The sequence below is a fragment of the Lysinibacillus canaveralius genome (assembly GCF_047301505.1).
Lineage (GTDB): Bacteria > Bacillota > Bacilli > Bacillales_A > Planococcaceae > Lysinibacillus_B.
In genome coordinates this window covers 606,166-622,913 of sequence record NZ_CP154840.1, presented here as the reverse complement: position 1 = coordinate 622,913, position 16,748 = coordinate 606,166, and the positions used below count along the sequence as shown (strand labels likewise).

Here is a 16,748-nt window from a genome sequence, read left to right as displayed (position 1 = left end):
TTAAGAGTATAGTAAATATTCAGTCTATTAAAAGGATAGCATAAAGACTAACGAATTAGTCTTTATACTGGCCTTGTTAACCTAGACGTTGCTTCGCATCCGCCGCGCGACGCAGAGCTTGACCGATATAGTTGATCGCCAGCATCATCAGCAGGATAAAAATGGCTGCCGGCAGCCAGCACCACCAATATTCATAAAGCACCAATGGGTTATTTGCATAACTCACTAGTGTACCTAATGATGGGGTGGATGGTGGAAGACCGAATCCAAGATAGGAAAGTCCTGTTTCAATCCCTACATTTCCTGCAAAATTCAGCGTCATTTCAACAATTAAGATAGAGCTCAAGTTGGGCATGATTTCCTTAAAAATAATGATAAAATCATTTGTACCAAGCGTTTTGGAGGCATTAACATAATCCCTCCTGCTTTCAGATAAAGCCTTAGATCTTACGAGACGAGCTGTCCCCGTCCAAAGGAAAATACTCATAATCATTATAAAAACTGGTACATCATACTTTGGAACAATCGTAACAAATACGATGATCAACATCATCGAGGGAATTGTAATGAAGAAATCAATAATACGCATAAACATACTATCAATCCATCCTCCAAAGTACCCGCAAACCATTCCAACAACAATTCCAAATATACCTGTAATTAATGTAATCGCAATGGCAATCGAAATTGAATTTTTAGCACCAATAATCAGCTGCCCTAAAATATCACGGCCGCCTTGGTCTGCTCCAAGTATATATGAGCCAAGTCCACTATAATTCTCGGTGCCTGGTGCTGCATATTTGTCACGAAGCGAGATTTTCATTAAGGCATCCTGATCGATGAACAGCGCCCAAATAAATACGCCAAAAATGACAACAATCAGCCCTACTAATGAAACCATTGCAACTTTATCTTTTTTAAATTCTCTCCAGATGACCTGCCAACCGGTAGGAGGAGGGCTCACTGTTAATTCTTTATTTTCAGTTAATTCGATAGACATTTTTTTCACCTCTCCTTAATGTTTATTAGTTTTGTCTATTCAATTCGAATACGCGGGTCCACAATGCTCATAATGATATCCGACAATAGACTACCTAATAACGCTAAGAAGCCATATAACATAACAAGTGCTGTAATAACACTGTAATCACGGGATGTAATGGATGAGATAAATAATTGTCCCATACCTGGATAGCCGAAAATTGTTTCGATAAAGATAGAGCCGCCCAGTAATCCTGTAATTGTAAAGCCTAGAAATGCAGCAATCGGCAATAAGGAATTACGGAAAATATGACGTGAATATACTTTCTTCATTGGGATTCCTTTACTGCGTGCTGTACGGACATAATCCTGTGTTTTAGCATCGATGATTTCAGAACGCAAATATTGGATGACCGTTGTTGTAGCTAATACTGCATATGTTATCGCCGGTAGTAGCATATGATAAATTTTACTCATTATATAACCGAACGTTCCCGGATCGTACTTGATGTCTACTGATCCACTCGTTGGGAACCAGCCAAGCGTATAGCCGAAGAAGAATAGGAATAGCAATGCCAGAATGAATGTTGGAATCGCATACGATACAAAACTGTATAAAATAATTAATCTGTCCAGCCAAGAATTGTGATAACGCCCTGCTAGTACTCCTAGTGGAATAGCAATCGCATATAGAATGATGACACTTGCCAGCGATAGCCAGAATGTATTGACAGCTCGTTCCCCTATCAATGCACCAACATCACGTTTAAATGTATAGCTCATTCCGAAATCACCTTGGGCTGCATTTCCTATCCAGCGTATATACTGTTCATACCATGGATCATTCAATCCGTGCTTCTCACGCAGTTCCTCAATACGCGTCGGGTCTGTCTCTGGTGTTATCATCCCGGTGAATGGATCACCTGGCATGAATTTGGCCATCATGAAAATAATTAAACTTAAAACGAACAGCTGTGGAATCATAATTAAAAAACGTCGAACTATCGTTTTCCACATATTAGATTCCCTCCTTCACTTGCAAACCTGAAGTTGAAGCCGCCACTAAATGCGTATCTGTAAGCGTTACCAAATCGAATACACGGCCATTTTCATCAAAGTATTGCGCATGTTCCTGCTGATAGTTTCTCTCTACTTTAATTCTTTCGCGTTTCCGTTCTTCACGACCGACTGGTGTAACATCCGGAATCGCAGATAATAAACGTTTTGTATAAATATGCTGCGGATTACTGTATATTTCTTGCTTCGTTCCTGTTTCTACGAATCTACCTTTATACATAATATTAATATAATCGCACATATGTTTAACAACACCTAAGTCGTGGGAAATAAATAAATAACTTAGACCGTATTCATTTTGGATATCTTTCATAAAGTTCAGTACCTGTGCCTGAACAGAAAGGTCAAGCGCTGATACCGGCTCATCCGCTATGATTAATTTGGGGTTTGTGGCAATAGCACGTGCAATCCCAAGACGTTGTTTTTGCCCACCCGAGAATTCATGCGGATATTTTACTTTCGCATCTTCAGGCATGCCGACAATTTCCAGTAGTTCGCTGATTTTTTTTGACTCCTCTTGCGGAGTTAAACTTAAGAAGTTACGGATTGGTTCTGCCAAAATATCCTGAACGCGCTTTCTTGGATTCATACTAGAATGGGAATCTTGGAAAATCATTTGAATATCACGATTGTAAGAGGAATTACGATCGCGTCGACGATTTGTAACATTTTCCCCTTCATAAACAATCGTTCCAGAAGTGATTTTCTCTAGCCCTATAATAGATTTACCTGTTGTTGATTTACCACATCCCGATTCACCAACAAGACCGTATGCCTTGCCTCGTTCGATTTCCATTGTAATACCATCAACGGCATAGACATGGTCAATCACTCGATTGAAAAATCCCCCGCGAATCGGATAATGGACTTTTAAATCATTTATTTGCATAAAGCTCATGATGTATGTCCTCCTTTTCGCCTTTAAAGTAGAAATGATTATGACATGAACATCTTACAAAATGACCTTCTGATAGTTCATGCAGCTTTGGTTCTGCCTCGTGAGCTGATTCTGGCACCCAAGAAATACGGGGAGCAAAACGGCAGCCTTGGCGCGGCAGTTTCATTAAAGAAGGAACAATTCCTTCGATTACATTTAATCTCTCATTCCCACTGTTCATCTGCGGAATAGAATTAAATAGTGAACGTGTATATGGATGTTTAGGATTTGCAAACAATTCTTCAACAGGCGCCAGCTCAATAATTTGCCCAGCATACATGACTGCTACTCGATCTGCCACCTCTGCTACGACACCAAGATCATGAGTAATTAAAATAATCCCTGCCCCTGTTTCCTTTTGCAAATCAATCAATAAATCTAAAATTTGTGCTTGAATTGTCACGTCTAACGCTGTCGTCGGTTCATCTGCAATGATAATTTGTGGCTTACAGCTAATGGCAATCGCAATGATCACCCGTTGACGCATTCCACCAGACAACTGATGAGGGAACTGGCGTGCTACTCGTTCAGCATTCGGAATTCCTACTTGATTTAACAGTTCTAAAACACGTTCCCGCCGTTTGTTTTTTGTCAAATCAGTATGATAAATAAGTCCTTCCTCAATCTGCTCACCAATACGCATTAAAGGATTCAAAGCTGAAAGAGGGTCTTGGAAAATCATGCCGATCTCCAGACCACGAATTTCATTAAAATCACCTTCTGTCATGCGTGCCAGATTTTTATTTTTAAATAAAATTTCTCCTTGCACACGTGTTTTGTTGTGGTCATGCAATCCGATAATCGATGTGGCCAACGTACTCTTTCCACATCCTGATTCTCCTACAATGGCTAAAATTTCATTTTTACGTAATGTAAGTGAAACACCATCTACAGCATCAAAATAATTATCGCCGATTCGGAATCCTGTATGTAAGTCTGTAATCTTCAAAAGTTCCTCTGACGTTCTCAATTGTTTGCTCCTTTCCAAACTTTATAGGTGTGAATATTTAGAATATTTACGCTGTGGTTTAAGAATAAAGAATGTCGATAATCCTAAAAAGCGATCAATTATAATATTCATTTATGGATGTTTTGAATTATAACCTCTTAAATTAGGCCTAGTCAATATATACATTACAAATTATTCTGACATAACTAAATAGTTTGTATATTTATCGTTTATATATTTTTAAACAACATTTAGTGCTTTAGCGCTTTAAATCGACATAATTAACCCGCAGTTTTTACCTTTTTTGTAATAGACTATTGTTTTCCTCTTTTCCCTTTGTTATTTCAAGAAAACTAAACACATGAATAAAGACTGTATTTTTATTCTTTTTCTGCATAAAAAACATTTTAAGTTTACCAAGGGAGACTACACAATCATCTATATCTTTCTATAAAACCTTTGATAAGTATGTATGCCAAAAATCGCTCATATATTAACTAAATTTTCAGAATTAGCATGTATGACGTCTACTGATTAGACTTCATAACTGTACCTACAATATCTTTTTTGTAAAAAAAATGCAAGGTAAATTTAACCATTTCCATAAAATGTTTGTCCTCTATATGCTTTTATAGTTAAAAAACGGCCTCGGGTGCTGTCTGCATCCAAGGCCGTTTTTTTTATCTTTGTGCATCCTGTTCTGCTCGGCGTTTACGACCACGCTTCACTATAAGCACAACGAATATTGTAAATAAAATATAAACGATTGCCAGTGTAATTACATAAGACATATTGATGCCGGTTTCATCAATTACCTGGTAGACTTCCACACTTTCGCGGTCTAGAATGACTGGATAATTCCCCTCTTTATTTACACGAATAATATCGCTTTCGAACATTCCCCGCAGCTCTTTCTCTTCTCCGATGACATCTGATGTAAGATCTATACGATTTGTAATACTTGTATTATTGATGACTACAATCCATGATTCTTTTTCTGATTGACGTTTAAATACTAGGAAACCATCTTCATTTTTCAACACCTCAAAATCGCCATGTCGGAGTGTTTCTGAATCATTACGAAGCGACTGAAGATTTTTGATAAAGTCGATGAATTCTTCATCTGTTTTAAAATTATATAATTGGTGAGATTCGGGACCAACTTCCCCGTTCATTCCAATTTCCGTACCATATTGAATGACTGGTACACCTGGCATTAATAACGTTGCTGCATAGGCTAATGGCAGCCGGTTCGGAGGATAATGATTTCCTTCCTCTGACATAACTGCGTAAGTGAAGCGATCTGTCCAAATGGAATCGATCATCAGCTGTGAAGGTTTGGCATCTCCCTCTACTACACCCTCCACATACTTTGTCACTTCATTTGATGATAAGTCTACATTTTTGTAAGATCCACTGAATAATACTGGTGTTTCTGCGTGGAAATCCGCATCGAAATCAGCATCACTTTCCTCATTTGAAATGACATAAATATCTTGGTTGACACCTTTAATGGAACTGATTAATTCGTTAACAAAGGCTGTATCAGCTTCCCCCAAATTTGTTAAACGGATGCCCCCTACTTCATATGTAGAAACAAAATCCACAACTGCTGACTTAAGCCCTGCTTGGAAATCTGCATTTTCTAAATCAAACTGAGCGAGTCCATCAGCTGTACCTGCTACCCATTCTTTTTTAGAAGGGTCCTGTACCCATTCATGATTTGCACTAACATTCGTTAATGGAAAATCTACCATGACCTCGATATCCTTATCATTAAAGAATTTTACCATGTCGATAAATTCCTCGGACGTCCCGAAGTGAGGTTCAAATGCTGTATAGCTTGTTACTAATGAGCCATCGTACTTTTCCGTCGCAAAAACAGAGCCGATCGATAAAACCGTATAGCCCATATCAATAACATGATCCCCGCGACTAATTAAACCTGCAAAGTCCCCTCCTGCAAATTGCGTCGGGTCCTGTGTATTTACATTTTCATCATTTGCCCCGGAGCCGTTAAAGTAACGGTCCACCAGCACATCATATATACTCTCATCAGCGATAGTACGTGCTTCCTCCGCTTGCATAGGAGCTGCTGAAAAGCTCATCGCAAGCAATACACTCGCTGCAGCTGTACCGATCCATTTCTTAAATCGCAAATTAATCCCTCTCTTTCAAACCAATCCATTGTTCATTTTACCAAAATTTTATTTCATATGTAGTGAGTTTTCGAAAATAAACAGCCAAATATACGTCAAATCCGTGACAAGCGTTCTGCTCGCTCGTCTCTGTATATTTTTAGTCTCCGCCTTATAATACCGCTAATTATTATCGTTTGAATATTATTGTAGATTAATAATCTTTTTCCTATTAAATATGTAGGAAAAACCACTGCAAAGAAAAAAGCTTTGAAGATGCCTACATCTCCAAAGCCTTTCGATTAGAATAAATCCCAGCCAATTCCGCCGCTTAAGCCTAAGTATAATGTCACTAAAAATACGATGGCGAATAATACCCAGAAAATATTAACCGATTTTCCTTTATTTTTACGAGCTAGAATCATTTCCATAAAGCCAATTACAAGAATACCAAATAATACTTTCATGTCATACGTCATTCCGCTGCCATCATTCATGGCTGCAATTGTATCACGGTGCTCAAGGAATAAAGCGCCCCCTGTGATAATAATCAGAATGTAGAAGACACGCAATACCATGTGTACACCTGTAAGCTTCTTCGCTGAAACAGCAGCGATGAAAAATAGAATCAATGCAATGATCCACGTTGTAAGATGCAGGTGTGTGCTGCTTGTTAAAAAGTCCATTTATTGTTCCCACCTTCTATTTTTTCTCTACATGCAATATCCTACCATGCCAAAGCCCGCGTATTCAATGAATTCGTTTATATAAACCCTTCCTATATAACAAATTTGTCAGAATGAAGACTTAGAAAATAAGAAAATTGCACATTATGCATTCTTTACAGCAGTAAGAGATAATTTTCTATTTCTCTAACCTAAAACTTTTTCTGATATAAAAAGAGCAAAGCTGATTGCTCAGCCTTGCCCTTCTGTTTTTATTAATATTATTGAAAGAACATTAACTCTGTTAGGCAAAACGGTTTGCCAATGTACCGATTCCTTCAATCGAAATCTTCACTTCGTCCCCTGCCTTCAGGAATTGCGGTGGGTTCATAGCCTTCCCTACTCCTTCAGGCGTGCCCGTTAGTATAACATCCCCCGGTTCAAGCGTTACATATTGTGAAACAATCGAGATGATATCCGCTACCGGGAACATCATATCCTTTGTCGAGCCGTTCTGGCGTATTTCCCCGTTCACTTTTGTTACAATTGTTAGATTTTGAGGATCTGGAATTTCATCTTTTGATACAAGATAAGGTCCAAGTGGACATGTACCATCCAGACTTTTCCCTAAGAAGAATTGCTGATGACGGTACTGTACATCCCTTGCTGATAAATCATTGCCGATTGTATAACCAAAAATATAGTCATATGCCATTGCTTTCGGGATATTCTGACCGCGCTTGCCGATTACTACCGCCAGCTCCCCTTCATAATCGAGGGAATCCGTTTTATCTGTATGAATCGGTAATGTCGCTTCATCCGCTGCAATAGCAGTCGGGGATTTTGTAAATACCATAATATTTTCCGGTGCCTTTTCAGCTCCCATTTCAATAGCATGTTCATTATAATTTTTCCCTACGCACAAAATATTTTTCGGTGTACGTGGAATTGGAGAAAGCCATTCAATTTCTGAAAATGTATACTTAAAAGCATCTGCCTTCTCACTTGTAAGTGCTGCTTCCACTAATTTACGTGTCTGCTCTACAAAATCAAATCCTAGAGAGATACCGTCAATAATTGTAGACGGGAAGGTTGGAAGGACGTTCAATTCTTCCTGAATTTTTAATACGTCCCAGACTGCATCTTCTTTTTTCACTTTTGGTCCGAATTTTACTTGTCCGTCTAGCTTAAACGATAATAGTTTCATAGTGTACAAGCGCTCCTTCTTTTTTCTTCATCATACCGCAAAATTTCATAAATTTCCTTACTTTTCCGAATACATTTTTCCATAAGTTAATCTCTTCACTGCTGCTTCAAGCGGGCCCTGTTTGAATTTGGATAACCATAGCTCCGCAATAATTACCTGAATCGCATAGATTCCCAGTACAATATACACGGCTGTTGGTACATCGATTTTACCGTACAGTCCAAACCCATAATTATAAAAAAGGGTTGTACAGATAACTGATTGCAGGATATACATCGTCATGGACATACGGCCTATTTTAGCAATCGGCGATAGTCCCTTTAATAGGAGAGGAACCATGCAGAGCAGGACAACAATGGCGATATAGCCTACCGATAACATTGGGCCGCCTACATAAACTTTTAAATAGTATAGTAGATACGTATAAGAAAAATTGCTCGGTGCACTTTTAATGAATAAGCCCGCTGCCGTAAATGCAATAGCTAGAAAAACCCAGAGGCCTTTCAACTCTTTAGCGCGTTCGATAAGACGCCATTTTGCCGCTGCTGCACCCATGAGCATAAATGGTAAAATAATAAACAATGAACTAAACCACATGCTCACACTCATCTGCAAGGATAAATCATGTAAACGCTGCATAAATGCTTCCATGTAGCCGCCTGTGGAATAGGCTGTCACCGCATTCTGCACACTTTGAATATCCACCGCTGTTCCGCTCATTTCTTCGTTTATCATGCCGCTTAAGCTGAACATTAATAAATACAGCCCGTGAATAATTCCCTGCAGCAGTAGGCTGATCGCTAGCAGCACCCAGCTATTACAGCGGATGAGCGCCAGCACAAAAAAGCCGCAAAAAGCATACATGGCAATGATATCTCCCCACCATATGAGAAAAGCATGCATAAGTCCGATAATCAATAGTATGATTAGACGTTTTGGGGCGAATTTATAAAAATTTGTACCCTTTTGCTGCGCTTTCATGTACTGCATTGCTAAACCATACCCGAATAACATTGAAAATAACGGATAAAAACTACTTTGTACATATATATCCAGCACCTGGTGCCAAATAATATCGACTGCCTCTGTGAACCAATCATTTAGAGAAATATAAGGCTGGGGCAGATAGAAGCCAAATATGTTGACCAGTAAAATTCCCAGCAGGCTGAACCCGCGTATGATATCAATTGTTGTCACACGTTCATTCAATTGTGTTGGTTGAAAATTCAAATAAAGCCCTCCTCTACTCTTCCTCTATCTTACAATACATCGCGGACATTTCGAATACCCACTGGTCATTTGATAAAAATATTCCATTTTTATAGGAGGAAATAATAAAAAGCAGCTGGGATAAAAACTAATTTAAAATATAAAGGTGAATTCATTTAATTGGATTCGCTTTTTTCTAGAAAAACATAAAAGCGAAGTTGTGTATGTTTAACAACTTCGCTTTTTGCTAGTCTGAAATTACTTCTTTATGCCAGTCTCTTCATTAAATCGCCAGTACTTCTCCAATATCGTAAAGATAGAGAAGACGCTCATCAATTTGTATTTGATTGATTGTCTGGATCGCTTCCTCATAAATAGCCAGCTGAAGGCTATAACGATCCTGCATTTCTTTTGTTAGTGCCGGTTCTTGGTTAAACGGTGGTCTAATCCGATCCGTTTTATAATCCAGCAGCACCCAGCGACCATCTTGATCTTTAAACAAGCAGTCGATGATTCCCTGCACAATTTGTGCATCTCCTTCTCGGTCTGTCCGGCTCAGCGTAAATGGTACTTCGCGAAGCATAAATACTGCCTGTTTGAATCGTTCACCGATAGATGATGCAAAGAATTTCATGACATCTTCCATATCGATCGCCTCTGCTTCTCGCTGATGGAGAAGCTGGCGTTCTACTAAACTATTTAAAAATATATTTGCCTGCTCAATGCTTTCAAACCCTTGCTGTGGTACATGCTGCATGACTGTATGCACAACGGTTCCTCTTTCTGTTCCCGATAATTTCTTTTCCTGTATAAACATCGGTCTACGGATGAGTCCCTTGCTTGATTGTTTCAAAAGGTTAAATGGCGGGTCTTGTTCTTCTGCCCGCTGCATCGCTTCATAACGTTTAATTTCCGAAACAGAGGTCTTTGATTTTTTGTTCACAGCCTCCATATACGGGTACACTGTCGTAAAGCGCTTTGTCAATTCATTAACAAGCGCCTCATCTACTTCAGGCTGCTCAATTAGCACCTCGTCATCTTCTTTCCCGCCAAGCTTTTTCTGGATATAGCGGCCGCTTGGAACAACCTCAACTTTCCACAAAAAGTCTGTAATGACCTCAGCGCTTTCCTCCTCATCTACAAGAAGAGGTTTGAAATCCTCATGACGCGCTACTGCTGGACCTATCCAATCCAGATAATTTTTAGCACCTGCCCGTATATGATTCGGCAATATGGCATCCTCCGGCAGCTCTTGAACCTCGCTCCATTTTTTCAGCGTATCGTCCCAATCATTTACAGAGCCGACTAGAATCAGCTTTTCCTTCGCCCGGGTCATTGCTACATAAAGAATCCGCATTTCTTCAGCCTTCATTTTCGCTACCCGCTTATTTTTCAGCGCTAAATATGGCAAGGAAGTATACATAACCCGGTCCTGTGGATGGACAGCCTTTACTGCCATTCCAAAATCCTGATCAAATAAATAATAGCCGTGGAAATCCATCATATTAAACTGCCGCCCAAGACCTGCGACAAACACAACCGGAAATTCTAATCCTTTGGACGAGTGAATTGTCACAAGCCGGACTACGTTATCCGCTTCCCCGATCGATTTGGCGATTCCTAAATCATCCCCGCGTGACTTCATTCGGTCGATGAAGCGCAGGAACCGGAACAGTCCGCGGAAGGACGTTTTTTCATAAGCTAGTGCACGGTCATGCAGTGCACGAAGATTCGCCTGACGCTGCTTGCCGTTTGCCATTGCTCCAACCATTTCATAGTAATTCGTTTTTAAATAAATATCCCAGATTAAATCAGCTAACGGACCTCTTCGTGCCTCGGCACGCCAAGTTCGAAGATGCTCCAAAAACTTTTCAAGCTTTCTCAATGTCTCTGGATGAATATTGCCCATTGCCTGCTGCAAATAAGTTTTCAATGCCTGATAGAATGGCACATTACGTTCTGCAAGGCGGATTTCCGCAAGTTCGTTTTCCGTTAGACCGATAAACGGTGCACGTAAGACAGACACAAGCGGGATATCCTGGTATGGGTTGTCGATTACCTTTAGTAAATTAAGCATAATCATCACTTCGAGCGCATCAAAGTAACCTTTTGACGATTCAGCATATAACGGTATACCAGCCGCCTTAAACTCTTCTGACAGCTCCGAAGCCCATGTCATTGAACGCATGAGGATGACAATATCACTGTACCGAATGGGGCGTGTCGTACCGTCTTTTGGATTGAATACGGGATATTCCGCCTCTACCAGCTGCTGGATGCGGCTAATCATATAACGCGCCTCCTGCTGGGAGGTTTGTAAGCTTTCTAGTTCTTCCGCCTCTAAATCTACTTCTTCCCCGTCCCAAGGAGCAGCGTCCGAAACGTTATCCCCACCGTTCAGCAAAACAAGCTCTACTGGGACATTCTTTTCGTTATAGCTGGCCTTGAATTTCAATGCGGCTTTTTCGTCATAATTTATTTCTCCAACCGCTTCATCCATCAGCTGCTCAAATACATGGTTTGTACTAGTTAATACTTCCTTACGACTGCGGAAGTTCGCATTTAAATCTATTTTCAATCCGGTTTGTACATCATCCTCTGTAGATAGCTGGAACTGTTTATACTTGTCCATGAAAAGGCGGGGCTCCGCAAGACGGAAAGCATATATTGACTGTTTCACGTCTCCTACCATAAACATGTTGCCGTTTTCTGTATCCCCTGTTTTCACAAGCTGGAGAATAGTCTCCTGCAGCATGTTCACGTCCTGATATTCATCGACAAGCACTTCTTTAAATCGTTCTTGGAAATCCTTCGCTACAGTTGATGGATTTCTATCTTCATCCGTCAAAATCTCCAGCGCATAATGCTCTAAGTCTGAAAAGTCTACCAAGCCCTTTTCTAGTTTAGCTGCTTTGAATGCTTCACTATAAACAATTGTCAAATGAACAAGCGTTTCAATAATTGGCTTCATCATTCGCATTTCTTCTAGCAGCCGCTCAGGAGAACGTGAAAAGTAAGGTGTCTTAATCTTTTTTGTAATGATGTCCTTCGCGCTGTTACGAAGCTTCATTGCCTTTTCCTTTGCTGCTTCATCGAAATCATCATTTTTACCTAACCTTGGCATCGTCGCCCATTTTAGGTTGCTAAGCAGCTCATACACTTCCTGCCATGTTCCTTCTTGCAATGCAAGAAGCAGTGTATTCAGAAGCATTTTATCTGCCTCAATAACCTTTACATAGCTTTGGAGACCATATGCCTCGTTTGCATAGGAATTCATTTCATCAATGCGGTTTTTAGCCATCATCACTTCATTCACTAATGCAGCTTTCACTTCATCGATGAAAAACAGCTCGTCTACCTTTGTATCCGCTGGAATATCATAGGCATTCGGCAACGCTTTTAACCATTCATACGGTGCCGGCTGAACACGTGACATTTCATATAATTTATCCACCAGCTGTTCAATTTGCTGGTCGCTTCGGTCAGATGTAAAACTATCAACAAGTCTATACATTTCTTCGAGGCTGATTGTTTCCTCCAGCCCGCCATATGCGCGTTCAAGCACATTCATCAATACATCATCCCGAAGCAGTGAAACTTCATCCTGACTGGCAATACGGAAGCCGGGGTCTAAATCGATCATATAAGCATACTGCCGGCAAATCGTCAGACAGAAAGAGTGCAGGGTAGAAATCTGAGCTTTTCCAATCAGGCTCAGCTGGCGGCGAAGAAACCTGCTGTCGGGTGCCTTTGCAATTTCTTTTTCCAATGCCTCCGCCATACGGCTGCGCATTTCAGCAGCCGATGCGTTAGTAAACGTCACGACAAGTAATTGATCTACATCGACCGGATTATCCTTATCCAGTACTTTTTGAATTAATCGTTCAATCAGTACGGCCGTCTTCCCTGAACCCGCTGCAGCAGCTACTAGAATATCCCGGCCATTCGAATCAATCGCAAGTTGCTGTTCTGGAGTCCATTTTGTCTTTTGCGCTTCACTCGTAGCCATCTATACCACACTCCTTCTGAATTTGCTGCATGACTTCTTGCTTTTCAAGCTTTGGTAAATCCCTATACCCTTGAGAGCCATCGCTTGGATCGAATTGACAAACTGATTTAAAGTTGCAATACTCGCAAGCCGTTTTTTGTTGTAGACGGTACGGTGTAATTGATGTCTTTCCTTCAAAAATTTCATTGCCTGCTTCTTTATGCTTTTCAAGAACAAACTGCTGCAGTGTCGGTAACAGTTCATCCTCAATAACAATGGAACCCTTTTTAAATGAGCCGTCCTTCTTTGTCATCCCAACCTTGATAACCTTTGAATCTCCACGATTTTCAAGTGTCTCATCCATAGCCGTCAGCACTTTTTCATTCGTCGTCACTAAACCGGACATGCGGTATTCTTCCAGGCGTTTTAACTCCTGTACATTCACATCTACAAGGTCCTGGAAGGAAAGCAGCGGATCATGCACATGCACATATAGCATGCCTGCCGGTGATACGAGTACTTCCTTATTTTCATTTGGCAGTAGTTCATCGACATTCCGCAGGGCCACATCCAAATAAGTGAGCAGCTGCAAGGACAATCCATGATACACTTCGTTTAAGCTAACCATGTGGCGAGATGATTTGTAATCTACTACACGCAGGTGCACCTTATCACCATCATCATAGGCATCTATACGGTCTATTTGTCCGCGCAGCACCATTTTACGATTATGGCGAAGCTGCAGCTCTAGAGCAGATAACGGCTTTTCTTCTTCCTTCGTTGACTTCTGATCGAACTTGCCGAACGGCTTTTCATGAGCAATCGGCTTGAATTTCGAATACTGGGCCTGCTGTGTCAATGCATATAATGTCCGTGCCACAATACGAATCAGCTTTTCCTTGATATACATATACCGGGAGGTGCTGTCTAAAATATTGTAGGAAAATACCGCAACAAGCGGATTAACTGTATCTCTTGCCTTCTCCAAACACTCCCCATATGTTTTTGGCGGCATATCCCCGGTCGTTAAAATAGTGCGCAGTGCTTCGTGGAATAAATCTCCCATCGCAAAGGATTCCAGCTTGTACTGCTGGCGCTCTTCCAACCCTAGACCGTATGTTGTAAAATGCGCAAAAGGACAGCTGTAGAATTTCTCAATACGCGAGACACTAGCTGACAGCTCGTCCCCATATAACCCTGCCGTATTTTCCTTCGTCAACGTTTCTGCTGCATTCTTCTCATAAATCGGCCTAGAAACCTTCTGCAGAATGGATTTCCAATAAGGGTCTCGATCATAAAATGCCTGGAGCGCCGCCCAAATCGGTTCCAGCGGCTTCTTCAAAATATCCGCATACTTTAATTGCATCGTCAAATAGGCAATAGATGGAGACGGATGACGTAAATAGTGAATGGCATTCTGGTGATTAAGTTCCTCAACCGGATCAATAAACACCCGGTTGTAAGGCATTCCTTCAAACAGCTTGGTCATCCGGCTGATGTAAAGCGAAGGAAGAAGCCCTTTGCCTTCTTCATCAGCACTAGCAAACGTCAAGTAAAGCCGATCTGTCGGTGAGGAAATCGCCCGATAGATTAAAAACGCTTCATGAAATAGCTTGCTTTTGGAATTTGGTGCCAGCTCATAATGCACCGCATCAAAATTCTCACGCTCTGCATCGCTAAGAAGCCCTTCTTTATCTATACGCTGAGGGTATATACCATCATTGACCCCGATGACAAAAATTGCCTTCTTGTTATCAAAGCGTGAAGCATCGAGTGTTGAAACTGTCACTTCATCAATGCTCGGTGGAATGCTGGAAAACTTCAATGAATCAAATCCCTCTTCCAGCAATTGGAGGGCATCTTCAAGGGGGATTTTTTGATCTCCGAACATCAGCACAAACTGATCGAGCACATTCACCCAGCCGTCCCAGACTTGGTCATGTTCGTTTGCTTGTTCATATTCAGCGTTTTCAAGCTCTTGTTCTTTTAAACGATCTAGTTTCTCATAAACTTCCAGACCTTCTACAAACTCATAGATTGCTTGAGCAATAGCGAGGCCATTTTCCGCCTTCTTCAGCTTGCTTTCCAGCTTAACTAGCGGGGTGCGAATGATATCCCGCATCTCTATCAGGAACTGCTGCATTTTTTCCTCAGCAGTTTTTTGCACATAGCCTAGCTTTTCTAATGTACGGAAGCGTCTATATTCCCAGTAATCATCCTTCTTCCAGCGTTCCCGGATAATACCCTTAGCGATGACGAAGTTCTCAAGCTGATCCATATTTTCGCGCATCTCATGGATATTACTCCCCTTTGGGAAGAATAAATCTGTCTTCACACTGCGGAATACCGGCTCATACAGCCAGTTTGATGTGACAACTTCTAAAGCAGACCGGGTTAATTCAATCAGTGGATGATGCAGCATAGGGCGCTTTTCATTGGAGAAAAATGGGATGTCGTATTGTGTAAATGTTGTGGCGATAATAGGGTCGTATACGTCGGCTTGTCGATACATGATACCAATATCGCGGTAATGCATTCCCTCTTCTTGCACAAGTCTTGTTATTTCCCGGGCAATCGCCTGTATTTCTGCCCGTCGGTTCGTTCCTTCAATTACCTGCACGAAGCCCTGCGATTGTGTTACTGATGGAACAGGCGCATGAAAATTTTGCTCAATATGCTTTAAATCTTCATTCTCAAAACGGTAACTCTTTTCTAGGTGAACACGCGGCTCAATATCTACTCCTAGCTGCATCGCTTCTGAAAGTAATTTATCATAGGACATTGCTGCGCGGTAAAACAGGGCATCTGTATCTTGTATATCCAATGGTGATTCAAAAGGAAGTACAATTGTAACGCGTTTTGCCAAAGCAAGCAGCTGCTGGACAATGGCAAACTCGCGCTTTGTGAACAGTACAAAGCCATCGATATACACATGGGCATCATGGATTCTGGAGGAATTTTTTAATTGCTCGACAAGAAGCGGATAAAATCCTTCCCCGTCGACATAACCGTCACCGATTCGCTCCTCCAGTTCCCGTAAGATAATTTGGAAATCCTTCATCTTTGCAATCAATGTATGAGAGGCATTTGCTTGTTCCAACTCTTCAATAAGCGGCACAATTGACTCGCTTGTAATATCATACTGGCTGAATTCCCGCAGAAGTATTTCCACTTCCTGTGTAAAACCCCGTTTGCCAGCAGCTTGTCTGAATAGCTTGAACTCCTCTTTATGTTCTTCTAGTATTCTACGGAGCAGCATGCGATAGCCAAAACTGTCGATTCGTTCTTTCGCAATGCCTCCGGTTTCCTGCAAAATGAACCATGCCAGACGCTTAAATGTTAATACCTGCGCCCGCATAATCCCTCGTATATCATAATTATTTGTCATCTCAAACTCGGTCGTAAAGGATACTTGATCAGGCACAATAAGGAAAATCGGGTTTCCGAGTGGATTATTTTTTAAATCCTGTACGATTTCCTCATGAATGAACGTCGTTTTCCCCGTGCCTGCGCGTCCTGAAATGATACGTAGTGACACAGTAATTCCCCCTTAAAACTCATTAGACCCATTGTACCTTAGAATACATGTTCGTGTAT

The 16,748-nt window shown here is 41.0% G+C and carries 10 protein-coding genes; all 10 read right to left on the bottom strand.

What is annotated here, in order from left to right:
- Window positions 1–76 precede the first annotated feature (76 nt).
- The 10 genes from AA0Y26_RS02980 to addB all read right to left on the bottom strand — a co-directional run bounded on the left by AA0Y26_RS02980 (window position 77) and on the right by addB (window position 16,689).
- Complete coding sequence (locus tag AA0Y26_RS02980) at window positions 77–1,000, bottom strand: ABC transporter permease (RefSeq protein ID WP_413364986.1); 924 nt, start codon at window positions 998–1,000, stop codon at window positions 77–79.
- Between the two features lie 35 nt (window positions 1,001–1,035).
- Window positions 1,036–1,998 carry an oligopeptide ABC transporter permease gene (gene opp4B, locus AA0Y26_RS02975; RefSeq protein WP_413364984.1) on the bottom strand — a complete coding sequence of 321 codons (963 nt, stop codon included), beginning with the start codon at window positions 1,996–1,998 and terminating at the stop codon, window positions 1,036–1,038.
- Window position 1,999: 1 nt separating this feature from the next.
- A complete protein-coding gene (locus AA0Y26_RS02970; protein WP_413364982.1) occupies window positions 2,000–2,956 on the bottom strand; it encodes an ATP-binding cassette domain-containing protein in 957 nt (318 codons plus the stop codon).
- Window positions 2,934–3,965 carry an ABC transporter ATP-binding protein gene (locus AA0Y26_RS02965; RefSeq protein WP_413364980.1) on the bottom strand — a complete coding sequence of 344 codons (1,032 nt, stop codon included), beginning with the start codon at window positions 3,963–3,965 and terminating at the stop codon, window positions 2,934–2,936. Before AA0Y26_RS02965 ends, AA0Y26_RS02970 begins: the two co-directional genes overlap by 23 nt.
- Before the next feature lie 659 nt (window positions 3,966–4,624).
- Window positions 4,625–6,103: an alpha-amylase family glycosyl hydrolase gene (locus tag AA0Y26_RS02960; protein WP_413364978.1), complete on the bottom strand. Its 1,479-nt coding sequence runs from the start codon at window positions 6,101–6,103 to the stop codon at window positions 4,625–4,627.
- A gap of 281 nt (window positions 6,104–6,384) precedes the next feature.
- On the bottom strand, window positions 6,385–6,768 hold the full coding sequence (locus AA0Y26_RS02955) for a YisL family protein (protein ID WP_413364976.1): 384 nt from the start codon (window positions 6,766–6,768) through the stop codon (window positions 6,385–6,387).
- A gap of 283 nt (window positions 6,769–7,051) precedes the next feature.
- The gene (locus AA0Y26_RS02950; protein WP_413364974.1) at window positions 7,052–7,954 is read right to left on the bottom strand and encodes a fumarylacetoacetate hydrolase family protein; all 903 of its coding nucleotides are present in this window, start codon (window positions 7,952–7,954) and stop codon (window positions 7,052–7,054) included.
- 57 nt (window positions 7,955–8,011) lie between these two features.
- Entirely contained in the window at window positions 8,012–9,184 is a 1,173-nt protein-coding gene (locus AA0Y26_RS02945; protein ID WP_413364972.1) for a DUF418 domain-containing protein, read from the bottom strand.
- A 262-nt stretch (window positions 9,185–9,446) separates the two neighbouring features.
- Complete coding sequence (gene addA / locus AA0Y26_RS02940) at window positions 9,447–13,172, bottom strand: helicase-exonuclease AddAB subunit AddA (protein WP_413364971.1); 3,726 nt, start codon at window positions 13,170–13,172, stop codon at window positions 9,447–9,449.
- Window positions 13,159–16,689 carry a helicase-exonuclease AddAB subunit AddB gene (gene addB / locus AA0Y26_RS02935; protein ID WP_413364969.1) on the bottom strand — a complete coding sequence of 1,177 codons (3,531 nt, stop codon included), beginning with the start codon at window positions 16,687–16,689 and terminating at the stop codon, window positions 13,159–13,161. The genes addA and addB overlap by 14 nt, the downstream gene beginning before the upstream one ends.
- Window positions 16,690–16,748 lie beyond the last annotated feature (59 nt).